28 protein-coding genes and 1 pseudogene are annotated in these 24,843 nt (G+C 68.4%); 17 read left to right on the forward strand and 12 right to left on the reverse strand.

Annotation, left to right across the window (positions count from 1 at the left end):
* Window positions 1-25: 25 nt before the first annotated feature.
* Window positions 26-337 (reverse strand): hypothetical protein, encoded by a 312-nt coding sequence (locus MELE44368_RS10965; RefSeq protein ID WP_046753029.1) that lies wholly within the window; start codon window positions 335-337, stop codon window positions 26-28.
* 209 nt (window positions 338-546) lie between these two features.
* Here MELE44368_RS10965 and MELE44368_RS10970 point away from each other — a divergent pair.
* Window positions 547-1,066, forward strand: a pseudogene (locus MELE44368_RS10970) (hypothetical protein).
* A 7-nt stretch (window positions 1,067-1,073) separates the two neighbouring features.
* Complete coding sequence (locus tag MELE44368_RS10975) at window positions 1,074-1,382, forward strand: hypothetical protein (protein WP_046753051.1); 309 nt, start codon at window positions 1,074-1,076, stop codon at window positions 1,380-1,382.
* 20 nt (window positions 1,383-1,402) lie between these two features.
* On the opposite strand, the gene MELE44368_RS10980 is transcribed toward MELE44368_RS10975, so the two are convergent.
* Both MELE44368_RS10980 and MELE44368_RS10985 read right to left on the reverse strand, forming a co-directional pair.
* Window positions 1,403-2,791: an HNH endonuclease signature motif containing protein gene (locus MELE44368_RS10980; protein ID WP_128108505.1), complete on the reverse strand. Its 1,389-nt coding sequence runs from the start codon at window positions 2,789-2,791 to the stop codon at window positions 1,403-1,405.
* Window positions 2,788-3,090 carry a hypothetical protein gene (locus tag MELE44368_RS10985; RefSeq protein WP_128108506.1) on the reverse strand — a complete coding sequence of 101 codons (303 nt, stop codon included), beginning with the start codon at window positions 3,088-3,090 and terminating at the stop codon, window positions 2,788-2,790. Before MELE44368_RS10985 ends, MELE44368_RS10980 begins: the two co-directional genes overlap by 4 nt.
* An 88-nt stretch (window positions 3,091-3,178) precedes the next feature.
* On the opposite strand from MELE44368_RS10985, the gene MELE44368_RS10990 reads away from it, so the two are divergent.
* Window positions 3,179-4,147, forward strand: a complete 969-nt coding sequence (locus tag MELE44368_RS10990) for a pirin family protein (RefSeq protein WP_128108507.1) — start codon at window positions 3,179-3,181, stop codon at window positions 4,145-4,147.
* 11 nt (window positions 4,148-4,158) lie between these two features.
* Here MELE44368_RS10990 and MELE44368_RS10995 read toward each other — a convergent pair whose 3' ends face one another.
* Window positions 4,159-6,318 (reverse strand): FUSC family protein, encoded by a 2,160-nt coding sequence (locus MELE44368_RS10995; protein WP_128108508.1) that lies wholly within the window; start codon window positions 6,316-6,318, stop codon window positions 4,159-4,161.
* A 39-nt stretch (window positions 6,319-6,357) separates the two neighbouring features.
* Window positions 6,358-6,924 (reverse strand): TetR/AcrR family transcriptional regulator, encoded by a 567-nt coding sequence (locus tag MELE44368_RS11000; protein ID WP_128108509.1) that lies wholly within the window; start codon window positions 6,922-6,924, stop codon window positions 6,358-6,360.
* Window positions 6,925-7,069: 145 nt separating this feature from the next.
* Between MELE44368_RS11000 and MELE44368_RS11005 the strand changes: the two genes are divergently transcribed.
* From MELE44368_RS11005 to MELE44368_RS27315, 10 genes are all read left to right on the forward strand, one after another.
* Window positions 7,070-7,705, forward strand: a complete 636-nt coding sequence (locus MELE44368_RS11005) for a TetR/AcrR family transcriptional regulator (RefSeq protein WP_128108510.1) — start codon at window positions 7,070-7,072, stop codon at window positions 7,703-7,705.
* 53 nt (window positions 7,706-7,758) lie between these two features.
* On the forward strand, window positions 7,759-8,697 hold the full coding sequence (locus MELE44368_RS11010) for a class I SAM-dependent methyltransferase (protein WP_128108511.1): 939 nt from the start codon (window positions 7,759-7,761) through the stop codon (window positions 8,695-8,697).
* Window positions 8,698-8,798: 101 nt separating this feature from the next.
* Complete coding sequence (locus tag MELE44368_RS11015; protein ID WP_128108512.1) at window positions 8,799-10,199, forward strand: aldehyde dehydrogenase family protein; 1,401 nt, start codon at window positions 8,799-8,801, stop codon at window positions 10,197-10,199.
* Window positions 10,200-10,271: 72 nt separating this feature from the next.
* On the forward strand, window positions 10,272-11,135 hold the full coding sequence (locus MELE44368_RS11020; RefSeq protein WP_046753037.1) for an SDR family oxidoreductase: 864 nt from the start codon (window positions 10,272-10,274) through the stop codon (window positions 11,133-11,135).
* A gap of 10 nt (window positions 11,136-11,145) precedes the next feature.
* Complete coding sequence (locus MELE44368_RS11025) at window positions 11,146-12,120, forward strand: NADPH:quinone oxidoreductase family protein (RefSeq protein WP_128108513.1); 975 nt, start codon at window positions 11,146-11,148, stop codon at window positions 12,118-12,120.
* A gap of 19 nt (window positions 12,121-12,139) precedes the next feature.
* Entirely contained in the window at window positions 12,140-12,844 is a 705-nt protein-coding gene (locus MELE44368_RS11030) for a haloacid dehalogenase type II (protein WP_128108514.1), read from the forward strand.
* A 22-nt stretch (window positions 12,845-12,866) separates the two neighbouring features.
* Entirely contained in the window at window positions 12,867-13,598 is a 732-nt protein-coding gene (locus tag MELE44368_RS11035) for a methyltransferase domain-containing protein (RefSeq protein WP_241566569.1), read from the forward strand.
* Between the two features lie 16 nt (window positions 13,599-13,614).
* Window positions 13,615-14,109 carry a DUF456 domain-containing protein gene (locus MELE44368_RS11040; protein WP_128108515.1) on the forward strand — a complete coding sequence of 165 codons (495 nt, stop codon included), beginning with the start codon at window positions 13,615-13,617 and terminating at the stop codon, window positions 14,107-14,109.
* An 8-nt stretch (window positions 14,110-14,117) separates the two neighbouring features.
* A complete protein-coding gene (locus MELE44368_RS27310; RefSeq protein WP_264031816.1) occupies window positions 14,118-14,495 on the forward strand; it encodes an LLM class flavin-dependent oxidoreductase in 378 nt (125 codons plus the stop codon).
* Window positions 14,383-14,715 carry an LLM class flavin-dependent oxidoreductase gene (locus MELE44368_RS27315; protein WP_264031814.1) on the forward strand — a complete coding sequence of 111 codons (333 nt, stop codon included), beginning with the start codon at window positions 14,383-14,385 and terminating at the stop codon, window positions 14,713-14,715. Before MELE44368_RS27310 ends, MELE44368_RS27315 begins: the two co-directional genes overlap by 113 nt.
* Here MELE44368_RS27315 and MELE44368_RS11050 read toward each other — a convergent pair.
* The 3 genes from MELE44368_RS11050 to MELE44368_RS27320 are packed head-to-tail and all read right to left on the reverse strand — an operon-like array spanning window position 14,684 to window position 16,891.
* Entirely contained in the window at window positions 14,684-15,481 is a 798-nt protein-coding gene (locus MELE44368_RS11050; protein ID WP_128108516.1) for a tyrosine-protein phosphatase, read from the reverse strand. The genes MELE44368_RS27315 and MELE44368_RS11050 overlap by 32 nt on opposite strands.
* Window positions 15,481-16,737 (reverse strand): acyl-CoA dehydrogenase family protein, encoded by a 1,257-nt coding sequence (locus tag MELE44368_RS11055; RefSeq protein ID WP_128108517.1) that lies wholly within the window; start codon window positions 16,735-16,737, stop codon window positions 15,481-15,483. Before MELE44368_RS11055 ends, MELE44368_RS11050 begins: the two co-directional genes overlap by 1 nt.
* Window positions 16,738-16,759: 22 nt before the next feature.
* The gene (locus MELE44368_RS27320; protein WP_264031811.1) at window positions 16,760-16,891 is read right to left on the reverse strand and encodes a hypothetical protein; all 132 of its coding nucleotides are present in this window, start codon (window positions 16,889-16,891) and stop codon (window positions 16,760-16,762) included.
* Window positions 16,892-17,086: 195 nt separating this feature from the next.
* Between MELE44368_RS27320 and MELE44368_RS11060 the strand changes: the two genes are divergently transcribed.
* The gene (locus MELE44368_RS11060; RefSeq protein WP_128108518.1) at window positions 17,087-17,674 is read left to right on the forward strand and encodes a peroxiredoxin; all 588 of its coding nucleotides are present in this window, start codon (window positions 17,087-17,089) and stop codon (window positions 17,672-17,674) included.
* A 3-nt stretch (window positions 17,675-17,677) separates the two neighbouring features.
* The gene (ahpD, locus tag MELE44368_RS11065; RefSeq protein ID WP_128108519.1) at window positions 17,678-18,211 is read left to right on the forward strand and encodes an alkyl hydroperoxide reductase AhpD; all 534 of its coding nucleotides are present in this window, start codon (window positions 17,678-17,680) and stop codon (window positions 18,209-18,211) included.
* Between the two features lie 63 nt (window positions 18,212-18,274).
* Here the strand turns inward: ahpD and MELE44368_RS11070 are convergent, their stop codons facing one another.
* Complete coding sequence (locus tag MELE44368_RS11070; RefSeq protein ID WP_128108520.1) at window positions 18,275-18,529, reverse strand: hypothetical protein; 255 nt, start codon at window positions 18,527-18,529, stop codon at window positions 18,275-18,277.
* 170 nt (window positions 18,530-18,699) lie between these two features.
* Here MELE44368_RS11070 and MELE44368_RS11075 point away from each other — a divergent pair, with 170 nt between their 5' ends.
* Together MELE44368_RS11075 and MELE44368_RS11080 are read left to right on the forward strand one after the other, a co-directional pair.
* A complete protein-coding gene (locus MELE44368_RS11075) occupies window positions 18,700-19,350 on the forward strand; it encodes a response regulator (RefSeq protein ID WP_128108521.1) in 651 nt (216 codons plus the stop codon).
* A gap of 1 nt (window position 19,351) precedes the next feature.
* The gene (locus MELE44368_RS11080) at window positions 19,352-20,557 is read left to right on the forward strand and encodes a sensor histidine kinase (protein ID WP_409366115.1); all 1,206 of its coding nucleotides are present in this window, start codon (window positions 19,352-19,354) and stop codon (window positions 20,555-20,557) included.
* A 49-nt stretch (window positions 20,558-20,606) separates the two neighbouring features.
* Here the strand turns inward: MELE44368_RS11080 and MELE44368_RS11085 are convergent, their stop codons facing one another.
* Genes MELE44368_RS11085 through MELE44368_RS11095 form a run of 3 tightly spaced genes read right to left on the reverse strand, consistent with a single transcriptional unit; the run spans window position 20,607 to window position 24,739 of the window.
* Window positions 20,607-21,746, reverse strand: coding sequence for an acyl-CoA dehydrogenase family protein (locus tag MELE44368_RS11085; RefSeq protein ID WP_128108522.1), 1,140 nt, complete (start codon window positions 21,744-21,746; stop codon window positions 20,607-20,609).
* Between the two features lie 11 nt (window positions 21,747-21,757).
* Window positions 21,758-23,203, reverse strand: coding sequence for a Re/Si-specific NAD(P)(+) transhydrogenase subunit beta (gene pntB, locus MELE44368_RS11090; protein WP_128108523.1), 1,446 nt, complete (start codon window positions 23,201-23,203; stop codon window positions 21,758-21,760).
* A 3-nt stretch (window positions 23,204-23,206) separates the two neighbouring features.
* A complete protein-coding gene (locus MELE44368_RS11095; RefSeq protein ID WP_128108524.1) occupies window positions 23,207-24,739 on the reverse strand; it encodes a Re/Si-specific NAD(P)(+) transhydrogenase subunit alpha in 1,533 nt (510 codons plus the stop codon).
* Between the last annotated feature and the right edge of the window lie 104 nt (window positions 24,740-24,843).

The raw sequence follows: 24,843 nt of genomic DNA on the forward strand, positions 1-24,843 counted from the left end.
TCCCGGGGCTTGTCGTGGGAGGTGGTCACTTCACATCGACGTACACCGTCTTGTTGAGTACGCGGGTGTTGAGGTCATGGCCCACACCTTGGCTGTTGGTCTGGGTGTAGGTCTGACCGGTCCGCACCGCGAGCACGTTGGCCTGGTCGAGCGGGGCGTTGCCGATCCGGTTGACGATCACGTTGTAGCCCTCCGACTCGAGCTGGCTGATCGTCTCCTGGGCGTTTCCGGTACCCGACGGCGCGGCCTGAGCCGGGGCGGACAATCCGATGAGTGCGGCCGTCAGTGCGCTGGCGGCGACGGTGGCGGCGGTGGTGACAGTGCCGAACTTCTTCATGATTTCCAGCCTTCTTTTCTTCTCACCCTTCGTTTCCGAGCCGTGGCAGATGTCGCGGTTCGAGCTGCAGCTGCACTGTTCAACCTCAAGATCAAGGGTTTAATCCCGATGGCAGAAATTGATTGCCAGTTGGCAGCAATTGTGCTGCGGCACAGGCGATGGCCCACGTTTCGACCGCCGGATTGGACCAACTCGGCAGACTGGAGCCGATGAAGCTCGCCGGCATGCGGCTGCGCCAGCGCGACGGGGTGACATGCGGCCCGACCGTCGCGGTGGTGGCGGGCGCGCTGATCGACCCCGAGCGCCGCGCGGCATTGACCCGGCCGCTTTCGGGCGCCGAGTGGTTCTCGGCCGAGCAGGCTCGGGTGCACGCCGAGATCAACCGGATCTGGCCGCGCCGGCTGGGCACCACCCCGTCGGGCATGGCCCGCGCGCTCACCACGCCCAGAGCCCGGTACCGCTGGCGGATCTTCCCGCGGGCGCGGCGATCCGCTGACCGATGTGCTGCGGGCGGTGGCCGACGGGTGGCCGGTCGCGATGCTCATCGGACGGTTCATCCCGCGCCACTGGGTGCTGATCGTCGAGGTCGAGGGGTCGCAGCTGCAGTGCTATGAGCCATCGTCTGGGGAGGTGAGCACGGTCCCCGTCGCCGACGTACGTCGCGGCCGGCTCACCAGGCTCGGCTACCCGCGACCGTTCGTGTTCACCTTCCCGAATTCGAACGTATGATCGAACAGTGGGCGAGCTGCAGTCGATCGGCTACAACGGGCAGCCAGTGCAACAGGCTTTCCGCCGGGTCGATCCGCCCGTCACGGTGCTCGTCGACCTGACCGTCGTCTTTCCGCGCGAACCACACCGCAGCGGCGGTTACAACCCGGCCGGACTGCAGATGCACTCGATCGTCGAGGGCCGGCTGACCTGCTGGGGCATGTGCGAGCAGGGCTACTGGTGGGGCCTGGTCACTTACGAGATCGCCTACGGCGCACGCCGCAAAGCTGTCACACACTGGATTCCCGCGTGGACGTTGAAACGCAAGGCCGACTAGGGCCCTGGCCCCCGCGCTGGCTACGGTCCTTCATCGTCTTCGGGCAGCAGGTACTTCTCGGGGTGGTGGTAGTTGTTGACGCGGGACTGACCCGTGTCGAGGTCGGGCGGCGGCAGCCACTCGATACGCCCATCGGCGCGCCGGCGGGTGGTCCAGCCGACTCGTCTGTCGATCAGCCGGTTGTGCGGCGGGCAGGCGAGCGTGAGGTCGTCGATGTTGGTCAGCCCGCCGTCGACCCAGTCGGCCACGGCGTGGTGCACCTCGCACCGATAGCCCGGCGCGGTGCATCCCGGCTTGGTGCAGCCACGATCACGCGAGTGCAGCACGATCCGCTGTCCCGGGGTGGCGAAGCGCTTGGCCCGCCCGACATACAGCGGCAGCTCGGTGTGGCCTTCATAGACGACCAGATAGTGGTGGGCTTGCGAGGCCATCCGGATCACGTCGCTCATCGGCAGCATGCTGCCTCCGCCGGTGACCGCCATGCCCGTCGCCGACTCCAAGTCCTTCAGCGTGGTCGACACGATGATCGAGGCCGGCAACCCCTTGTGCTGCCCGAGTTGCCCGGACGCAAGCACCGCGCGGCCCATCGCCTTGAGGGCGTCGTGGTTGCGCTGACCGGTGCTGCGCATATCGCTGTACCGCTGGTCGAATGTGGGTTCACCGTCGACACAAGGGCTTTCGTCGTTCGGGTTGCACATGCCCGGCGCCGCCATCTTGGCCCACACCGCATCCAGCGTGGCGCGGGTCTCGGGGTCCAGCCAGCCGCTGATCCTGCTCATCCCGTCACGGCACTGCTTGCCGATGTGCACCGAGCGCTTGCGTGCGCGTTCCCTGTCATCGGGCTCCGGCCCGTCCTGATCCAGCAGCACCGCCAGCCGCTCGGCGGCCTTACGCAATTCCTCCGGCCGCAGCCCGGTCGCGATGCGTGCCAGGGTGACCTCGGCCTCCTCGCGGGACTGATAGTCCACGTACACGGGCAGCTTCTTGAAGAACTTCTCGATGATGCCCACCTGCTCCGCGCCCAGCGCGCCTTCGGCCTGGGCGGCCGCGGTGGTGGGCAGCAGCGGCGCCAACCGTTCGCCGGTCATCGCGGTGCGTGGACCGAGCGCCTCCGCGGACTTGATCCGCCGACTGGCCTCCTCGTTGGAGATCAGCAACGCCGTACACATCACCTCGGCCAGCGACGACGCCCCCAGCGTCTTGGGATCCTCGAGCGCCAGCCGTGAGATCAGCGCGTGGTCGAGGACCGCGTCGCGGCGGCGCACCCGTTCCAGCCGGTTCTGCACGGCCACCAACTCACGACCCGTCAAGGTCTCCAGCGACAGCCGAAGCAGTTTCTGGTGGGCGGCCTCCACCTCCTCGACGGCGGCGAAGACCGCCTCAGAAGAGATGACGCCGCCCAGCGTCATGGCTGACCGACCGCCTCGCGGATGCGCCGTTGCGCTTCTCCGGGGGAGATGCGCAGCCGCCTGGCCAAGTCTTTCGCCGAGCACGCTCCGGCGGGCCGGGATGCGCCGCCTTCGGCGACCAGCCGGCCGATGAGCTTGCGGTTCAGCGTGACGCGCTGCTGCTCCAGCCTGTCCAGCCCGGCCACCAAGGCATAGAGATCGGTACGCGACAGCCGGTCCAGGGGCAGCGCCGCCAACTCCTTGTAGGCGCTGTCGATCGACGTGAGCACGTCGACCGCGGACACTGTATTCGAACGCATGTGCGAAAGTCTACCGGCGTCCGCCGACAAGCATCCGAAGTCATCCACAGGCAAGGAATATTTGGACCGCAGTCCGGTTAATCCGGGTATGCCTGCCATCACCGCTGACACCCTGCCCCTTCCCAGGATCACGGCGCCGTCGGCGTCGGACACCGAACGACCCGTCCGCTCCATCACCACCGGCCCCCGCGGCTACGAGGGCGAGGGCTTCCCGGTCGTCCGGGCGTTCGCCGGCGTCAGCGCCGCCGACCTCGACCCGTTCGTGCACATGGACCAGATGGGCGAGGTCGACTACGAGCCCGGCGAGCCCAGGGGCACCGACTGGCATCCGCACCGCGGGTTCGAAACCGTCACGTACATGATCGACGGCCGCTTCGCCCACCAGGACTCACACGGCGGCGGCGGGCTGATCACCGACGGCGCCACCCAGTGGATGACGGCCGGATCCGGGATCCTGCACATCGAGACCCCGCCCGCCGAACTCGTCGAGAGCGGCGGCCTGTTCCACGGCATCCAACTGTGGGTCAACCTGCCCCGCCGCGACAAGTTCGCGCCGCCGCGCTACCAGGCCATCGAGGGCAACGAGGTCAAGCTGCTGGCCTCCGACGACGGCGGCGCGTTGGTGCGCGTCATCGCGGGCGAGATCGACGGACAGCACGGCCCCGGCGTCACCCACACACCGATCACATTGGCGCACACCACGATCCAACCCGGTGCCCGCCTGGCCCTCCCCTGGCATCCTGAGTTCAACGCGCTGGTCTACGTGCTGTCCGGCCGCGGTGCCGTGGGCCCGGCGCGACATCCGATCCGGCAGGGCCAACTCGCGGTGCTCGGAGCCGGTGACCGGATCAGCGTGGCCGCCGACACCACGCAAGACTCACACCGCCCCGCACTCGAGGTGCTACTACTCGGCGGCAAGCCAATCCGCGAACCGGTGGTCCACTACGGCCCATTCGTGATGAACAGCAAGGCAGAGCTGATCCAGGCGCTCGAGGACTACCAGGCCGGTAAATTCGGCACCATTCCGCCCAATGCGCTGATGCCACACCGTATCTGACGGCCGACTCCTCAGGAACGCTTGGGGTACAACAACTCCAGCCCGCCCAGGTGCGCGGCGACGGTCACCAACGGCAGCGCAGCCGCGACCGCCAGGTCACCGTTGCCTGGGTGGTCGGCCTTGGACTGCAACGCCACGACCTCGGCCGCCTCGGCGCGCAGCGTCATCACGAAGTCGTCGCTGATCGGCGGCGGCGACTCCTGGCTGCTGCCCGTGATCCGTTCAGTGACCGCCTTCGCATGGGTTTCCAGCACCGCCTTGGTCTGGTCGTAGACGCCAAGCGGCGGCGGGACGACGTCGGCGATCAGTTCCGCGGCGGCCCGCAGTCGGACCGCCCGGTTGGCCGCGCGCACCGTGGGTGCCCGGATGTCGGTGACGCCGCCGTTCTCCGAAAGGAACTGGCGCACTGCGTCATCGGCGGTGCGCGTCGCGACCAGCGCGTCGTGGCTCAGCGTGTGCACCCGGTTGCTGGCCTCTTCGGAGGCGCCGCGGGTGACGCGCTGCACCGCGGCCTTGAGGAACTTCGCGCTGACGGCGAACGCCTGGTCGATCGCGGTGTTCACCCGCGCCGCGGCGCCCCTCGGCCACAGCATCACCGACACCATGACGCCCACCAGCGCGCCGACCACCACGTCCTCGACGCGTGCCAACCCGACGCTCCAGCCCGTCGGCGCGATCAGGTTGAACGTGATGAGCACCATCATGGTGAACGCCGCCTGTCCGGCGATGAACGACGCGACCTCGGGCACGAACGCCGACCCGAACGCCGCGAACGGCAGCAGCGTCCACATGACGATCGGGTCGACGCCGACGAGTTCGATGACGATCACACCCAACACGAAGCCGATCCCGGTGCCGAGGACCGCGCGCACGACGCGCGTCCCGGTGGTCAGCGCGCTGCTGCGCAGCACCGACATCGCGCCGAGCACCACCCAGAAGCCGTGCTCCACCGGCAGCAGGTGCGTGACGGCGACCGCAAGCGCGAGGCCGAGGCCGGTGCGCACGGCGTTGCGGAACGCCACCGCCCTGGTGGCCAGAAGGCCCCGGGTGATCTGTGCGACGGCGGTGGTCTCGGGCATCACCCAGTCGGCCGTGCCGGTCGGCGGCAGGCCGCGGCCCAGCACGCGGTCCCACACGGGGCGGCCGTCGGCGGCGGCCGCGTTGCGGATGACACGTCCGGTCACCCCGACCGTCGCCGAAAAAGTGCGTCGTTCCAACAGATTCCGGCCAACCACCACCGCCGCGTCGTCCTCGGGGGAGTCGAGGATCTCGATGATGTCCTCGCGGTAGTTGCCCGCTGCGATCGCGCGCAGCTCGCTCAGCGCGATGTTCAGGTCGGCGCCGCGGGCGCTTCGGGCCGCGCGGTCGGAGACCTGCAGCACGTCGGCGCAGTCGCGCAGGACCCGCACCAGCGGCTGCTTCATCTGCCCGAGCCGGCGCCCGGTGTCCTCGGTGAGGCGGTCCGACAGGTAGCCGAGGTCGTCGACGACGCGCACCAGGGCGCGGCTGCCCGCGCTCAGCGCGACGGGCCGGAAGTCGGCGTACAGGAACGTCTCCCACAACGCGTTCATCGCCCGCGTCACCTCTTTGACCGTCGCGGCGCCCTCCAGCGCGTCGGCGAGCTTGGTGCACACCGCGGCGGCGTCGGCGCGCAGTTCGTCGTGATGGCGTGGGGGAAGCAGGAACAACGCCGCGGGCACGCACACCGCCAACGCGATGAGCCAGCCGAGCAGCCGGTCGGGAATCGGCCCGACCGGCGTGCACACCGGCAGCACGAAGGTCAGCAGCGTCGCGCGCTGGCCCGCCGCGATGATCTCGCTGAGCACCCCGGAGAACGTCACCACGACGCCGAGCACGAACATCACCGCGACCGCCAGCCACGGATGTGGCGCGACCAGCGTGCCGAGCGTGATGAGCACGACGCCGTTGACGCCGAGCCCGCCGTACGCCAGCGCACGGGCCGGGCGGTTGCCGGGGAAGTCCACCACGATCAGCAGCGCCACCGACCCGAAGATCGCGAACAACGGCGTCTGCGAGCCGCCGCCCACCAGAAAGCCGATCGCCGCGGCGATCGGCAGCACCACGGCGGCCCGCGTCGCACGGCGCAGCGCGTCGTACTCGGGGTCGCGCTGCCGGATCCGGTCGTACACGCGACGCCACAACCGCCTCATGACAGGCGGGCAACCGGGTGCGTTTCGGTGTCGCGCGCGCTAGTCACCGTCGGAGACCGATGCGAACCGGCCGGAATCGAGGAAGGTGATCATCTGCGCCGCGATCCACTCCAGGGTGGCGGCATCGCGCGGCAAGGTGGCCTGTTCGTAGCCGACCAGCAAATACACCGCCCATGCCGCGAACACGTGTGCCTGGCGCTCGTGTTGCAGGATCTCCAGTGCCGACTCGTACATGATCTCGTAGCGTTGCTGGTCCACCGCGGTTTGAACCGTGTGGACCTCGGGGTCGATCGTGCTCCACACCCGGATCGCCGCCTCCGCCCCGTGGGGCAGGCCAAGGCCGATCTGCACCAGCGTGTCGATGCGACGGCGCGGGTCGGGTTCGGCCCGCACGGCGTCGATGACGCGCACGGTGCGGTCCTGCCGCCAGTGCGCGACGAGCTCCTTGGTGTATTCGGCCCAGTTCGGAAAGTAGTGGTAGAAGGATCCGGTGGTGACGCCGAGGCGGTTGCACACCTCGGCCAGTTTCAGCCCGCCGTAACCGAGGTCGGACAGAACGTCGAGACCGGTGTCGAAGTAGTCCTCGCGCGATACGACGCTCGCCATGAGACGGGACACTAGTTCGTCGGCACCGCTTCCCTCTACGCGGATTCGCCTCTGGAAGACCGGGATATTTGCTGGTCTTACGCGCGGCGGCGCCCCGAGTCGGCCTGTGTCGGTTATCGCACGTGGGGTGTGGCACAATTTGACCGTGCCGCATACCGCGAGTAGAGGCCCAGGCCGCCCTCCCGCAGCGAAGGCCGCCGAGACGCGGGAGCGCATCATAAAGGCGGCTCGCGAAGTCTTCAGCGAACTCGGGTACGACGCAGCCACGTTCCAGGCGATCGCGATTCGCGCCGATCTCACCCGGCCCGCGATCAACCACTATTTCGCCAGCAAGCAGGTGCTGTGGCGGGAAGTCGTCGAGCAAACCAACGCGATGATCGCCCGCGAGGGCAGGGCCAAGGCCGAGAACGAGACGAACCTGCTCAATCGGCTCAGCGCCTATTTCACCGCGGCGATGCAGGCCGACTCCGAGGACCGCTCCGCGGCGGCGTTCCTGGTCACCTCGGTGCTGGAGTCCCAGCGCCACCCCGAGCTCGCCGGCGACGACCACGATGCGCTGAAGAACTCCCGCGAGTTCATCGCGTGGGCGGTCAACGACGCGATCGAGCGCGGTGAGCTCAGCACCGACACCGACGTCAAGCACCTGGTCGAGATGCTGGTCGCGGTGATGTGGGGCATGGGCTTCTACGCCGGGTTCGTCGGCACGCACCAGGAACTGACCGCGGTGATGCACAAGTTCGAGCTGTTGATGGCCAACAAGCTGTGGCAGCTGAACCAGTAACACCGATCACAGCTCGATAGCCCGACTAAGTTCTTCGATTACCATGGCGCACGATGAGTTCTCTGCGCACAGACGATGACACCTGGGACATCGCGACCAGCGTCGGCTCCACCGCGGTGATGGTGGCCGCCGCCCGGGCCGCCGAGACCGCGTGCGACGAACCGCTGATCCGCGACCCGTTCGCCAAGGTGCTCGTGCAGGGCGCGGGGACCGGTGTCTGGGAGCTCATCCTCGACGACGAGTTCGACGCCAAGGTCGCCGAGCTCGATCCCGAGGTCGCCGCGATCTTCGAGCACATGGGCAATTACCAGGCGGTGCGCACCCACTTCTTCGACGAGTTCTTCACCGGCGCCACCGCCGCGGGCATCCGGCAGGTCGTCATCCTGGCCTCCGGTCTGGACTCGCGGGCCTACCGGCTGCCGTGGCCGACGGGCACCGTGGTGTTCGAGATCGACCAGCCGAAAGTGCTCGAGTACAAGGCCGCCCGGCTGGCCGAGCACGGCACGTTGCCGTCGGTGCGGCGGCACGCCGTCCCCGTCGACCTGCGTGCGGACTGGCCCGAGGCGCTGCGCGAGGCCGGCTTCGACCCCGACGCGCCCACCGCCTGGCTGGCCGAGGGACTGCTGATGTATCTGCCCGCCGACGCGCAGGATCGGCTGTTCGAGCAGATCACCGCGCTCAGCGCGCCGGGAAGCCGGACGGCGGTCGAGACCGTCGGCACGCAGGCGGACGACCGGCGCGCGGAGATGCGGGCGCGGTTCGAACGGATCGCGGCGCAGTTCGGCATGGAGCAGACGCTCGACGTCGGCGAGCTGATGTACGACGACCCCCACCGCGCCGATGTGCAGCAGTGGCTCGACGAGCACGGCTGGCGGGCCGCCGCCGTGAGCGCCCGAGAGGAGATGCGGCGTTTGGGCCGGTGGGTGCTGCCCACCGAAGAGTACGGCGACGACGCGTTCTCCTCGTTCGTCACCGCCGAGAGGGTGGGCTGACCGCCCGAACGGGCGACATGAGGGGCACGAAGTTGCCCCTGACGGGGCCCCAACCGGTTGGTTAGGATCGGGTATTCCTAGGGTCAGGAAGGACACCCACCATGACCACTGAATTCGCCGCGCCCGCGCAAGCCACCACCGACATCCCGGCGGTCGTCCGTCGGCTCCGTGAAACGTTCAACACCGGGCGCACCAAAGATCTGGCCTGGCGTAAACAGCAGCTCGAAGCGATGGAGCGGCTGGTCACCGAGAACGAGGACGCCATCGCCGAGGCACTGCACCAGGATCTTGGCCGCAACCGCTTCGAGGCGTGGCTGGCCGACATCGCCAGCACCGCGGGGGAGGCCAAGGACGCCGCGAAGAACGTCCGCAAGTGGGCCCGCCGCCGCTACCGGCTGCTGGAGCTCTCGCAGCTGCCCGGACGCGGCTGGGTCGAGTACGAGCCCTACGGCACGGTGCTGATCATCGGTGCCTGGAACTTCCCGTTCGTGTTGACGCTCGGGCCGGCCATCGGGGCGATCGCGGCGGGCAACACCGTCGTGCTCAAACCGTCCGAGGTGTGCCCGGCGTCGTCGGCGCTGATGGCCGAGTTGGTGCCCAAGTACCTCGACAACGACGCGATCGCGGTGGTCGAGGGCGACGGCGCGGTCAGCCAGGAGCTCATCGCGCAGGGCTTCGATCACATCTGCTTCACCGGCGGCACCGAGATCGGCCGCAAGGTCTACGAGGCCGCCGCACCGCACCTGACCCCGGTCACCCTGGAACTGGGCGGCAAGAGCCCGGTGATCGTGTCCGCCGATGCCGATCTCGACGTGGCGGCCAAGCGGATCGCGTGGACCAAGCTGATCAACTCCGGGCAGATCTGCATCGCGCCGGACTACGTGCTGGCCGACGCGAAGATCCGCGATCAGCTCGTCGACAAGATCAGGGACGCGGTGACGAAGTTCGAGTCCGAGAACCCCGACGGCAAGCGCATCGTCAACGAGCGCCACTTCAACCGGCTCACCTCCGCGCTGGCCGCGACCAAGGGCGACGTCGTCGTCGGCGGCGGATCCGACCCGGCGAAGCTCAGCATCCAGCCCACCGTCGTCGTCGACCCCGACCCGGCCGAACCGCTGATGACCGACGAGATCTTCGGACCGATCCTGCCGGTCGTGACGGTCAAATCCCTCGATGACGCAATCGGTTTCGTGAACTCGCGCCCGAAGCCGCTGGCGGCCTACCTGTTCACCAAGACTAAGAGCATACGCGAGCGGGTCATCAAGGAGGTGTCGGCGGGCGGCATGGTGATCAACCACCTGCTGTTCCACTTCGCCACCAACAAGCTGCCGTTCGGCGGGGTCGGCCCGTCGGGGATGGGCGCCTATCACGGCAAGTACGGGTTCGAGCAGTTCAGCCACAAGAAGACCGTGATGACCAAGCCGACCCGACCCGATGTCGGGGCCTTCATCTATCCCCCGTATACAGAGAAGGCGCTTAAGCTCGCCAAACGTCTGTTTTAGCGATTTCGGTGCGGTAAGTAGCGCTCAGCGCAACTTGGCGCACCGAAATCACAGGTTCTAGAAAGGAATCTCATGCCAGGAGTGCAGGACCGCGTCATCGTCGTCACCGGGGCCGGGGGCGGTCTCGGACGCGAATACGCGTTGACGCTCGCCAAGGAGGGCGCCAGCGTCGTCGTCAACGACCTCGGCGGGGCCCGCGACGGCACCGGCGCCGGGTCGGCGATGGCCGACCAGGTGGTCGCCGAGATCAAGGAGGCCGGCGGCCGCGCGGTGGCCAACTACGACTCCGTGGCCGAGCCCGAGGGCGCCGAGAACATCATCAAGACCGCGCTCGACGAGTTCGGCAAGATCGACGGCGTCGTCTCCAACGCGGGCATCCTGCGCGACGGCACCTTCCACAAGATGTCCTTCGAGAACTGGGACGCGGTGCTCAAGGTGCACCTCTACGGCGGGTACAACGTGATCCGCGCGGCGTGGCCGCACTTCCGGGAGAACAGCTTCGGACGCGTCGTGGTCGCCACCTCGACCAGCGGGCTGTTCGGCAACTTCGGGCAGGCCAACTACGGCGCCGCGAAGCTGGGCCTGGTCGGGTTGATCAACACGCTGGCCCAGGAGGGCGCGAAGTACAACATCAAGACCAACGCGGTCGCGCCCATCGCGGCGACCCGGATGACGCAGGACATCCTGCCGCCGGAGGTCTTCGAGAAGCTGACGCCGGAGTACGTGGCGCCGGTGGTGTCCTACCTGATGACGGAGGAAGTCCCCGACACCGCTTCGGTGTTCATCGTCGGCGGCGGCAAGGTGCAGCGCACCGCGCTGTTCCAGAACGAGGGCGTGACGTTCACCGAGGTGCCGTCGGTCGACGACATCGCCGCCAAGTGGGGCGAGATCACCGACCTGTCGGCCGCTCAGCGCGCGACGTTCAGCCTCGGCTGAGCGTCACCGCATGAAAGCGCTTGTCGCGCGGGAGCTTTCCGGTCCGGCAGGCCTGGACTACACCGACGTCGACGACCCCGTCGGGGGCGACGACATGGTGGTCATCGACGTCCGGGCCGCCGGGGTCAGCTTTCCCGACCTGCTGTTGCTGCGCGGTGAATACCAGCTGAGGCTGGAGCCGCCGTTCATCCCCGGCATGGAGGTCGCCGGCGTGGTGCGGTCGGCGCCGTACGAGTCGGAGTTCACGCCGGGCCAACGTGTCACGGCGATGGCGATGCTCGGCGGGTGGGCTGACCAGGTGGCGGTGCCGACCGCCAACGTCGCACCCACTTACGACGATCTCGACGACGCCGAATCCGTTGCGCTGATGGGTAATTACCAGACGATGTACTTCGCGCTCGCCAAACGCGGGGCGCTGCGTCCGGGCGAGACCGTGTTGGTGCTGGGATCGGCGGGCGGCATCGGGGTGGCCGCCATCCAGATCGCGAAGGCGCTGGGCGCCAAGGTGATCGCGATGGTGCACCGTCCGCACGCCGTCGATTTCGTGAAATCGCTTGGCGCCGACGTTGTCCTACCGCTCACCGACGGTTGGTTGCAATCGGTCAAGGACGCGACGGACGGCGAGGGTGTCGACCTGGTCGTCGACCCGATCGGCGGCGAGGCGTTCGACGACGCGGTGCGGGCGCTGGCGACCGAGGGCAGGCTGCTGGTGATCGGTTTCGCCTCCGGCGGCGGCATCCCGACGGTCAAGGTGAACCGGCTGCTGCTGCGCAACGTCGCGGTGATCGGCGTCGGCTACGGCGAATACGTCAACCGCAAGCCGGGTTCGCAGTCGGTGTTCGCGTTCGGTGTCGGCGAATTGGTCAAGGCGGGGCTGCGTCCGCCGCCGCCGGTGCGCTTCGGTCTCGCCGAGGGTGCCGCCGCGCTGCAGGCCCTCGCCGACGGCGGGGTGCTGGGCAAGGTCGTGCTGGAGCCCTCGGGATGAGCGCGAAGAGCATCGGGTGATGGCTCCGCGGGTCCTTGCCTTCGACGTGTTCGGCACCGTCGTCGACTGGCGATCGAGCATCATCGCCGAGCTCAAGGAGTTCGGCCGCCGCCACGACGCGCACCGCGACTGGGCGGCCGTCGCGGACAGCTGGCGCGCCGGCTACGTGCCGGCGATGGACCGGGTCCGTCGCGGCGAGCTGCCGTGGATGACGATCGACGACCTGCACCGGATGATTCTCGTCGAGCTGCTCGAGGCGGTGGGGCTGGAATCGGTCGGCGCCGACGAGGTCGACCACCTCAACCGCGCATGGCACCGCCTCAACCCCTGGCCCGACTCGGTGGCCGGGCTGGAAAGGCTCAAGCGGCAGCACGTCATCACCACCTTGTCCAACGGCAACGTCTCGCTGCTGACGAACATGGCCAAACGCGCCGGGCTGCCGTGGGACTGCGTGATCTCGGCGGAGCTGTTCCGGCGCTACAAGCCCGACCCCGAGGCGTATCTGGGCTGCGCGGAGCTGCTCGACGTGGCGCCGGGAGAGTTGATGCTGGTCGCCGCCCATCCGGCCGACCTGCGGGCGGCGCGCAGCGCGGGCCTGTCGACCGCGTATGTGTCCCGGCCGCTCGAGCGTGGGCCGCGGCGCCCGCAGCGGCGGGTCGAGCACGGCGAGTTCGACGTCACCGCAACCGATTTCCTGGACCTCGCCGACAAGCTGGGGGCATGACGTGCAGGCGTAGCGTGGATCTGTGACCACCGCGCTGCCGCCCGCGCTGAGCCGGGCGATCGAACTGTTCACCGAACCACCGTCGAACCCCGATGCCGGCAAGGGCTACCTCGACCTGCTGAGCGGCCAGTCGAGCGCCGCACCGCCGCGGAACACCGGTTTCATCCAGGCCGTGTGGGCGTCGGGCATCGGATCGCTGCTGTACGACAACGCGCAGGCCTTCGCCCGCCGGTTCATCGGCGCGTGGCGAACGCCGATCGACTGGCTCGACATCCCGAAGGGCGGCATCGCGCTCGACGTCGGAAGCGGTCCCGGCAATGTGACCGCGGCGCTCGCGCGTGCCGCGGGACCGGACGGGCTGGCGATCGGCGTCGACATCTCCGAACCCATGCTGGCTCGGGCGGTCCGCGCCCACGCCGGCCCCAACGTGGCCTTCCTGCGCGCCGACGCGCAGCGGCTGCCGTTTCGCGACGACACCGTGGACGCGGTGACGTCACTGGCCGTATTGCAGCTGATCCCCGAGCCGGCGGCCGCGGTCACGGAGATGTTCCGGGTGTTGCGGCCGGGCCGGCGCATCGCGGTCATGGTGCCGACGGTCGGCTCGGTGCCGCCTCCGCTGCGGCTGTTGGCCAGCAGCGGCGCGCACTTCTTCGGCGAGGACGAACTCGGCGACCTGTTCGAACAGGTGGGGTTCGGGCGCGTTCGAACCAAGACATTCGGCAGCATCCAGTGGGTGCGAGCCGAGCGCCCCTGACCCGTACATTCGACGTATGAGTACCGGCGGCATCGTGCTGGCCGCGTTGGTCATTGCGGTGGGCCTGGTGGGCATCGTGGTGCCGCTGCTACCCGGCACGGTGCTGGTGTTCGGCGCGATCCTGGTGTGGGCCGTGATCGAGGGCCGGGAGCACGCCGTCACCGCGTGGGTGACCTTCGGCGTGGCGAGCGCGCTGTTGGCGGCCGCCATGGCGATCAAGTACCTGTGGCCCGTCAAACGGATGCGCGCCGCCGAGGTGCGGACCCGGATCCTGGTCGTCGGCGCGGTGTTCGGCATCGTCGGGTTCTTCGTCATCCCGGTGCTCGGTCTGGTGCTCGGCTTCGTGCTCGGGGTGTATCTGGCCGAGCTCGCGGATCGCCGCGATCGACGGCTGGCGTGGACGTCGACCATGCACGCGGTCAAGGGCGTCGCGCTGTCGGTCGGGGTGGAACTGGCCGGCGCGGCGCTGGCCACCGCCGTTTGGGTCATCGGGGTGTGCCTGACGACGTAGCTTGAGGAATGGCCAAGCTCCGTTTCGGGTACTTCATCGCACCGTTTCACCGCCCGGGCACCAATCCCACCCTGGCGTTGCAGCGCGACCTCGAGTTCATCGAACACCTCGACGCGCTCGGCTACGACGAGGCCTGGATCGGCGAACATCATTCGGCGGGAAGCGAGATCATCAGCGCGCCGGAGGTGTTCATCGCCGCGGCGGTCCAGCGGGCCAAAGCGGATACGGTTCGGCACCGGCGTCATCTCGCTGGCCTACCACAACCCGCTGTGGGTGGCGGACCGGCTGATGCTGCTCGACCACCTCACCCACGGCCGCATCATCGGCGGCATGGGACCGGGCTCGTTGCCCACCGACGCCGCGATGATCGGGCTGACCCCCATTGACACCCGCGAGCTGCTGGAGACCAACCTCGACATCGTCGTCCGGCTACTCAAGGGGGAGACCGTCTCCGCCAAGACCGCCACCCACGAACTGCAGACGCCCGACTGCAACTGGCGCCCTACGCCGAGGACGGCATCCCGTTGGCGGTCGCCGCCGTGGCGTCGCAGCGCAACAGGACGCACACAAGTCGCTAGTCCAGCAGCGCGGCGCGCACCTTGGTGACGTCCTCGTCGGTCGCCCCGGCGGCCTCGAGATATCCACGTAGCGAGCCGAATTCGCGCTCGATCGTCTGCCACGCGGAACCCAGGTAGTCCTCCCGCACGCCGAGCACTTCGTCGGTGAGCCGGGCCTCGGCGAACGTGACGACCTCGGGGGTCTCCGAACGCTCGCGCACCGACTCCAGGATGCGTTCCCGTAGCAGCGGCACGGCTTCGTTGCTGCGCAGAAAGTCGGCGAGCACCGCGTCACGCTCGACACCGACGGCCTCCAACACCGTGGCGACGGTGAACCCCGTGCGATCCTTGCCCGCGAAACAGTGCGTGATCACCGGGCGGCCGTCGGCGAGCAACGAAATCACCTGCCGCACAGCGCGTCGCGCGCCGCCGAGGGTCGGAAACCGGAGGTACTCCTCGGTCATGAACCGCTTGGCGGCCACCGCGACGTCCTCGTCGTCGGGCTTCTCGCTCATCATCTTCTGGAAGGTGGCCTCGTGCGGCGCCTCCCCGTCGACCGCCGAGACATCCGGAAACGGCAGTAGGTGAACCGCGACCCCCGGCGGCACCGCTCCCGGGCCGCGGCGCTCGACCTCCCGGGGCGAGCGCAGATCCGCCACATCGGAGATGCCGAGCTCCTTCAGCCGGCGTCGGCCTTCCTCGGAGAGCCTGCTCAGCTCGCTGGACCGGAACAGACGGCCGGGCCGTACGCCGGTCGTCGTCGCGACGTCACGAAAGTTCCACGCCCCGGAGAGTTCTCGGATCTCGACAGCCACTACGACGTCACCGTGCTGCTCGGTTGGGCGCACGCTGCCGAGGCGAAAGTGCTCTGCTCCCCGCCGATTTCGGCTCGCGCGATGGTGCGCATGTGCACCTCGTCGGGGCCGTCGAACAGCCGCATCGCCCGGTGCCAGCCGTACATCCGGGCGAGCGGGACATCGTCGCTGACCCCGGCGCCGCCGTGCACCTGAATCGCGCGGTCGATCACATCGCACGCCACCTGCGGGGCGACCGCCTTGATCTGGGCCACCTGCACCTGCGCGTCCTTGCTCTTGTTTCCGAGCTGGTCGATGGTCCACGCCGCTTTGTGGCACAGCAGACGGGCCTGATCGATTTCGTTGCGCGACTTGGCGATCGCCTCGCGCACCACCCCTTGCTCGGCGAGCGGCTTACCGAAGGCCACCCGATTCCTGGCCCGGTCGACCATCAGCGCCAACGCCCGCTCGGCCGCGCCGAGGGCCCGCATGCAGTGGTGGATGCGGCCGGGGCCGAGGCGGGCCTGCGCGATCGCGAAGCCGCTGCCCTCTTCGTGCAACAGGTTCGCGGCGGGCACCCGCACGTTGTCGAAGAGGATCTCGCAGTGCCCGTGCTGGTCCTGCCAACCGAACACCGGCAGCGAACGGCGGATGTCGACGCCCGGGGTGTCGGTGGGCACCAGGATCATCGACTGCTGTTGATGGCTGGCCGCGTCGGGGTTGGTGCGGCCCATCACGATCATGATCTTGCAGCGGGGGTCGGCGGCCCCGGTGATCCACCACTTACGGCCGTTGATGACGTAGTCGTCCCCGTCGCGCAGCATGGTGGTCTCGATGTTGCGGGCGTCCGAGGACGCCACGGCCGGTTCGGTCATCGCGAAGGCGCTGCGGATCTCACCGGCCAGCAGCGGCTCGAGCCACTGCTTGCGCTGCTGCTCGTTGGCGAACAGGTGCAGGGTCTCCATGTTGCCGGTGTCGGGGGCGGCGCAGTTGGTGACCTCCGGGGCGATCTCCATGCTCCACCCCGTCAGCTCGGCGAGCGGCGCGTACTCGAGGTTGGTGAGTCCCGAGACGGGAGGCAGAAACAGGTTCCACAACCCCTGCTCCTTGGCCAGTGCCTTGAGTTCCTCGACGACGGGAGGAACGGTGTGGTCGTCGGGACCGGCTTCTTCGCGGTACCCGTGATAGTCCGCCTCCGCGGGGAACACGAATTCGGTCATGAAGTCGGTCAACCGCTTGTGGTAATCGGCCGCCTTGGCCGACATCGCGAAGTCCATGCCCTCCACGATATGACACCTGCTAATCGGGCTTGTGCTGCGTGGGGCTCTGTTCGGACTCCCATTTCGCCTGCAGCGAACGGGTGACCCGGGCGCCGGCGGGATACTCGAGTCGAACGTCGTCGATGGGGTCGTTCTCTGAGGCGTTGGCCATCCTTTCGACGGCAGCACAGCGGGGCGCCGCGCCGTCGCCGCCAAATACGCCGAAACCGGCTGAAACCGAACTAATTTCACGTGTGAGTGTGGCCACAATCACGTTCGTAACCCTTGTCTTTGGTCGGAGAAACCAACAGAATCGACTATGTAATCTGGACTGACTCCAAACTAGACCAAGGATGGTGTGCAACCCATGGCATTGCTGACGATCGGTGACCAGTTCCCTCGTTACGACATGGCGGCGGTTATCGGTGGGGATCTCTCTGAGGTCGATGCCAAGCAGCCCGACGACTACTTCACCCGCGTGACCAGCGATGATCACGAAGGCAAGTGGCGGATCATCTTCTTCTGGCCCAAGGACTTCACCTTCGTGTGCCCGACGGAGATCGCGGCGTTCGGCAAGCTCAACGACGAGTTCGAGGACCGCGACGCCAAGGTGATCGGCGTCTCGGTGGACAACGAGTTCGTGCACTTCCAGTGGCGCGCCCAGCACGAGGACCTCAAGAAGCTGCCGTTCCCGATGGCCTCGGACCTCAACCGCGAGCTGAGCCTGGCCACCGGTGTGCTCAACGCCGACGGCGTCGCTGACCGGGCCACGTTCATCGTCGACCCCAACAACGAGATCCAGTTCGTGTCGGTGACCGCCGGCTCCGTGGGCCGAAACGTCGACGAGGTGCTGCGTGTGCTCGACGCGCTGCAGTCCGACGAGCTGTGCGCCTGCAACTGGAAGAAGGGCGACCCGACCATCAAGCCGGCCGAGTTGCTGGCCGAGGCGGTGTAATCCGTGAGCATCGAGAACATCCGGGAAGCACTTCCCGAGTACGCCAAGGACCTCAAGCTCAACCTCGGCAGCATCGTGCGGACCACCGAGTTGTCCGAACAGCAGCTGTGGGGCGCGCTGGTGGCGACCGCCGCGGCGACCAAGTCCGAGCGGCTGATGCGTGAGGTCGCCGAGGACGCGCTGGACATCCTCAGCGAGGAGGCCTACAACGCCGCCCTCGGCGCCGCGGCCATCATGGGGATGAACAACGTGTTCTACCGCACCAAGGGCCAGCTCGACGGCGCCTATGACGACCTTCGCGCCGGTCTGCGGATGAACATCATCGGCAACCCCGGGGTCGCCAAGGAGGATTTCGAGCTGTGGTCGCTGGCGGTGTCGGCGATCAACGGCTGTGGGCACTGCCTGGCCGCGCATGAGAAGACGCTGCGGGACGCGGATGTCTCGCGCACCGCGGTCTTCGAGGCGATCCGGCTGGCGGCGATCGTCTCCGGCGTCGCACAGGCACTGCAGACGGCCGACGTGCTGACCGCCGTCTAGATCCACAAGACGACACGAAGGCGGGGCACCCCCCTCAGTGTGCCCCGCTTTGGTCTTCCCGGATCAGGGGTGATAGCCGGGCTGCAGGTTCATGATGTGCTCGGCGCGGTTGTGGTGATGCGAGCCCGGGAGGGCCCCCGGGGCGGGATGCGCGGTGTGCGACGGCGTCGCGACGATGCCGGGGCGCGGGGTGTGATGCTGCGAGTAGGTCCCGGCGCTGGCGGCCCCGGCGAAACCGAGCGCCCCGGCGATGATCCCTGCCGAGATCGCCGGCAGTGCGAAGTAGCGGGCGAAGCGGCGGGTGGTGTCTGCGTTCATTTCGAAATCTCCTGTGTTCGTTTCTTTTTCGGTTTGTCCGCCGGTGTCTCTCGGCGATGACTCAAGAGTGCTGCACGGCGCCGACGTGTCGCCGCGGCGGATGCATCGGATGAACCGGTTGTCCCCCAATAGGGGGAATCGACGGTGGCCGGTGTGCCAAGCGTTCGTCCGTGGCATCAGGGGGCACCGGCGAGAGGGTGCAGGTGGTCGTGGGGGACGACCATCCGATGTTTCGCGAGGGTGTGGTCCGCGCGCTGGTGTCGAGCGGGTCGATAGACGTGGTCGCGGAGGCCGACGACGGCGTCAGCGCGCTCGAGGCCATCCGTGCCCACCAGCCGCGAGTCGCCCTGCTGGACCGCATGCCGGGCATGGACGGTGCCGAGGTCGCCGCGGCGGTCCTGCGCGACCGGTTGCCGACCCGGGTGCTGTTGGTGTCGGCGCACGACGAGTCGGCGATCGTCTACCAGGCGCTGCAGAACGGCGCGGCCGGTTTCCTGCCCAAGGAGTCGACCCGCGCAGAACTCGTGCAGGCCGTCCTCGAGTGCGCCAAGGGCCGCGACGTGGTGGCGCCCAGCTTGGCCGCCGGGTTGGCCGGCGAGATCCGCAGGCGGGCCGACAACGAGGGCCCGGTGCTGAGCCCGCGCGAACGCGACGTGCTCAGGCTCATCGCGGCAGGCAGCAGCATTCCCGCGATGGCCAAGGAGTTGTTTCTGGCGCCTCCGACGGTCAAGACCCACGTGCAGCGCCTCTACGAGAAGCTCGGTGTGAACGACCGAGCGGCCGCCGTCGCCGAGGCGATGCGGCGCAAGTTGCTGGACTGACGTGCGACGACTGCTGGACCGCGGCGCGGACTTCTTCACGGCGGAACCGGTGCGTGTCACCGCAGTGCTGCGCCTGCCCCTGATCGGGTTGATCGCGCTGCTGGTGTGGCTCTGGGAAGTCGATCACTGGCTGCCCGGCGTCTACGTGGCGGTGCTCGGGGCGTACGCGGCTGCCGCGTTGGTGTGGCTGGTCGTGGTACTGCGGGGTCCGGTACCGCGCTGGGCGGGCTGGTGGTCGACGGCGGTGGACGTTCTGGTGGTCGTGGTGCTGTGCCTGGTGTCCGGCGGTGCGACGGCGGCGTTGTTGCCGGTGTTCTTCGTGTTGCCGATCGCCGTGGCGTTCCAGGACCGCCCCCTGCTGACCGCGATCCTGGGCACCAGCGCCGCGCTCGGTTATCTGGCGGTGTGGATCGTCTACTCCAAGCGCGACGACAACGTCGGCCTGCCCGACATCGTCTACACCCATGTCGGGTTCCTGTTCTGGGCCGCGGTCGCCGCTGCCGGGCTCTGCCTGGTGCTGGTGCGCAGGCAGGCACGGATCAACAAGCTGCAGGAGACGCGCCGCCAACTGATCTCGGGAGCGATGCAGGCCGACGAGCGGAACAACCGCGAGGTCGCCGAGCACCTGCACGACGGGCCGCTACAGACGCTGCTGGCGGCGCGGCTGGATCTCGACGAGGCCAGGGAGCGTCTCGACGACCCGGCGCTCGAGTCGGTGCACGCCGCGCTGCAGCAGACGGCGACGGCGTTGCGCTCCACGGTGACCCAGTTGCACCCGCAGGTGCTTGCCCAGCTGGGTTTGACACCGGCGGTGCGAGAGTTGGTGCGCCAGTTCGAGACTCGCGGGAACTACAGCGTGCAGGCCGATCTCGAGGACGTCGGCAAGCCGGAGTCCCAGCAGCTGATGCACCGGTCCGCCCGCGAACTGCTGGCCAACGTGCACAAGCACGCGGGAGCGAGGCTGGTGCGGGTCGGGCTGGCACGGCAGGGCGATCGGATCGTGCTGACCGTCGACGACGACGGAAAGGGCTTCGATCCGGACGTCGCGCAATCCGTCGCCGACGGGCACATCGGCCTCGGTTCGCTGCTGGCCCGGTTCGACGCGATGGGCGGGTCGATGCGGATCACCTCGTCACCGGGCAGCGGAACGCGGGTGACCGCCACCTCACCGCCGGAGCCCGTCCCTTCTTCCGGCGAGCAGACGTGAACCCCCCTTTTCGAGCCGGTTTTGGGGGGTGTTCGCGTCTGCTCGCGTGCTAAGAGGTCAAGCCGCGCGCGATGACCAGACGCTGAATCTGGTTGGTGCCCTCGAAGATCTGGGTGATCTTGGCCTCGCGCATGTAGCGCTCCACGCGGAAGTCGCGGGTGTAGCCGACGCCGCCGAGCACCTGCACCGCGTCGGTGGTCACCTTCATCGCGGCGTCGGTGGCAACCAGCTTCGCGACGCTGGCCTGCTGGGAGTAGGGCTGGTTGAGATCGCGACGCCGCGCGGCATCCAGGTAGGTGGCGCGCGCGCCGGCCACCGCGGCGGCCATGTCGGCAATCAGGAAGCCCAGGCCCTGATGGTCGATGATCTTGCGGCCGAACGTCGTTCGTTCGTTGGCGTACTTCACGGCTTCGTCGAGCGCGGCCTGCGCCAACCCCGTCGCGACCGCGGCGATGCCCAGCCGCCCGGAATCCAGTGCGGAGAACGCGATCTGCAGACCCTGGCCTTCGTCACCGATGAGGCGGTCGTCGTCGATGCGGGCGTTGTCGTAGAACGCCGACGTCGTCGGAACCGCGTGCAGACCCATCTTCTCCTCGGGCTTGCCGAAGCTCAGCCCAGCCTGATCACCGGGCACCAGAAAGCATGAGATCCCGCGCGAGCCTTCGCCGGTGCGGGCGAACAGCGTGTAGAAGTCGGCCCGGCCGCCGTGGGTGATCCACGATTTCGCGCCGTTGAGGACGTATCCGCCATCGGTCTTGGTGGCCGCGCACCGCAGCGCCGCGGCGTCCGACCCGGCCTGCGGCTCCGAGAGGCTGTAGGCGCCGATCTGCGTGCCCGACAACATCTGCGGCAGCCACCGCTGCTTCTGCTCCTCGGTACCGAACGCCAACAACGGATGCGACGACAGGCTGTGCACGCTGACCGCGACCGCCACCGCCGCCCACCGCGCCGCGATCTCCTCGAGCACCTGCAGGTAGACCTCGTAGGGTTGGCCGCCCCCGCCCCACTCCTCAGGCTGCGGCAGGCTCAGCAGCCCGGCCTCGCCCAGTTGGGCGAACACCCCTTCGGGGTAGGTCTCCGACTTCTCGTGCTCGTCGACGATCGGGTCGAGCACCTTGTCGGCGATGTCGCGGGTCAGCGCGATCAGGTCGTGGGCTTCTTCGGTGGGTAACAGTCTGTCGACCGGCATGGCTACCGACCCTAGTGACCGGCGTGGACCGCTTCGGAGAGCGCGGCGTTGATGGCGTCGACCCGGTCCTTGGCGTCGCCGAACAACATCTGGGTGTTCTCCCGGAAGAACAGCGGGTTCTGGACGCCGGCGTAGCCCGACGCCATGGACCGCTTGAACACGATCACGTTGTCGGCCTGCCACACCTTCAGCACCGGCATGCCTGCGATCGGGCTGCCCGGATCCTCGGACGCGGCCGGGTTGACGGTGTCGTTGGCCCCGATCACCAAAACCACTGACGTGCCGTCGAAGTCGTCGTTGATCTCGTCCATCTCGAGCACGATGTCGTACGGCACCTTCGCTTCGGCCAGCAGCACGTTCATGTGGCCGGGCAGGCGACCGGCGACCGGGTGGATGCCGAACCGGACGTCGATGCCGCGTTCACGCAGCCGGCGGGTCAGGTCGGCCACGCCGTACTGGGCCTGCGCGACGGCCATGCCGTAGCCGGGCGTGATGATCACCGAACCGGCCGAGGCCAGCAGCTCGGCGGCGCCCTCGGCGGTGATTTCGCGGTGCTCGCCGTAGTCCGTGTCGTCGGCGGGCCCGGCCTCGATCCCGAAGCCGCCGGCGATGACGGAGATGAACGACCGGTTCATCGCCTTGCACATGATGTAGGACAGGTAGGCACCCGAGGAGCCGACCAGCGCGCCGGTGACGATCAGCAGGTCGTTGCCGAGCAGGAAGCCGGCCGCGGCCGCGGCCCACCCCGAATAGCTGTTGAGCATCGACACCACCACCGGCATGTCGCCACCGCCGATCGAGGCGACCAGGTGCCAGCCCAGCAGCAGGGCCAGCACGGTGACCACCGCGAGCACCCACAGCTGCGGGTCGATGACGAACCAGACGGTGAGCGCGACGAACACCACGAGCGCGCCGACGTTGAGCACGTTCTTACCGGGCAGCATCAGCGGCGCGGACTTCATCCGGGCCGACAGTTTGAGGTTCGCCACGATCGATCCGGTGAACGTCACGGCACCGATGAAGACTCCGATGACGACCTCGGCGGAGTGAATGCCGAGCATTCCCTCCTGCCCCAGCTGGGCGGCTTCGGCGCCGGTTGGGTCACCCTCGACGTGCAGGTAGCCGTTCCACCCGACCAACACGGCGGCCAGGCCGACGAACGAGTGCAGCAACGCGATCAACTCGGGCATGCCGGTCATCTCGACGATGCGCGCGCGCCACAATCCGATCACCGCGCCGATGGCCATGGCCACGACCAGCAGGCCCAGTCCGAGCGGTTCGATCTGATGGTTGACGGCCAGCGCGATGGTCGCGATGAGCGCGATCGCCATGCCGACGATGCCGAAACTGATGCCGGCGCGGGAAGTCTCGTGCTTGGACAGGCCGGCCAGGGAGAGCACGAAGAGCAGCGCCGCGACGACGTAGGCCGCGGTGGCGGTGGTCTCGAGATCGAACATGGGCTAGCTCCTCGTGAACATGGACAGCATGCGGCGGGTCACCGCGAAACCGCCGAAGATGTTGATGCTGGCGATCAGGATCGCCACGAATGCCAGCGTGGTGATGACGACGTCACCGTGGCCGATCTGCAGCAGCGCGCCGACGACGATGATGCCCGAGATGGCGTTGGTCACCGACATCAACGGGGTGTGCAGCGCGTGGTGCACGTTGCCGATCACGTAGTAGCCGATCACGATCGCCAACGCGAACACCGTCAGGTGTACCTGCAGCGCGGCCGGGGACAGGGCGATCAGCGCGAAGACCGCCGCGGCCGCCGCGAACGTCAGGCCGAGCCGGCGAGCGTTCGACATCGGCTCCTTGGCCGGTTGGGCCTCGACCGCGGCCGCGGGTGCCGCCGCAGGCGCCGCCGAGACCTGCACTGGTGGCGGCGGCCAGGTGATCTCGCCGTCGCGCACCACGGTCATCGAGCGCTGGACGACGTCGTCGAAGTCCAGGGTGAGCTGCCCGTCCTTCTCCGGGGTGAGCAGCTTGAGCAGGTTGACCAGGTTGGTGCCGTACAGCTGGGAGGCCGTGGCGGGCAGTCGGCCGGCCAGGTCGGTGTAGCCGATGATCGTCACGTTGTTGTCGGTGACGACGACCTGGTCTTTGACCGTGCCCTCGACGTTGCCGCCGTTGGCCGCGGCCATGTCGACGATCACGCTGCCCGGCTTCATCGCGGCCACCATGTCGGCGGTGATGATGCGCGGTGCGGGCTTACCGGGGATCAGCGCGGTGGTGATGATGATGTCGACGTCGGGAACCAGCTCGGCGTAGAGGGCGGCCTCACGCGCCTTGTAGTCCTCGCCCATCTCCTTGGCGTAACCGGTCGCCGAGATTTCGGCCTCCGCCGATTCGATCGACACGTACTCCCCGCCGAGGGAGCGGACCTGATCGGCGACCTCGGGCCGCGGGTCGGTGGCCTTGACGACCGCACCGAGGCTGCCTGCCGCGCCGATGGCGGCCAGCCCGGCCACCCCCGCGCCGACGACGAGCACCTTGGCCGGCGGCACCTTGCCGGCCGCGGTGACCTGTCCGGTGAAGAACCGTCCGAAGCTGTGCGCCGCCTCCACGACCGCGCGGTAGCCGGCGATGTTCGCCATCGACGACAACACGTCCAGCGACTGCGCCCGTGAAATGCGAGGGACGGCGTCCATCGCCAGCACCGTGATGCGGCGTGCGGACAGCTTCTCCAGCAGTTCCGGGTGCAGCGCCGGAGAGATCAGGCTGACCAGCGTCGCGCCGTCTTTGACGCCCGCGATCTCGGCGTCGGTGGGCGCGTTGACCTTGAGGATGACGTCGGCGCCCAGGACCTGTTCAGTGCCGCCGATCTCAGCGCCGGCGTCGACGTAGGCGGCGTCGGCGAAGCTGGAGGCAGCACCGGCGCCGGACTCGACGACGACGGAGTAGCCCAGCTTGAGGAGTTGTCCGACGGTCTGCGGCGTGGCGGCGACGCGCGTCTCACCGTCGTGCGATTCCCGCGGTATCCCGATAAGCATCCGGAAAGTCTGCCATCTGTCCTCTTGCGACCGGCTTGGCCCTCCCGCGCTGTTGGTCAGCGCCGGCGGCGTGCGCGGTCACTCGTGCGCCGAGATCGACGTTC

The organism is Mycolicibacterium elephantis DSM 44368 (assembly GCF_004014805.1).
Taxonomy (GTDB): Bacteria; Actinomycetota; Actinomycetes; order Mycobacteriales; family Mycobacteriaceae; genus Mycobacterium; species Mycobacterium elephantis.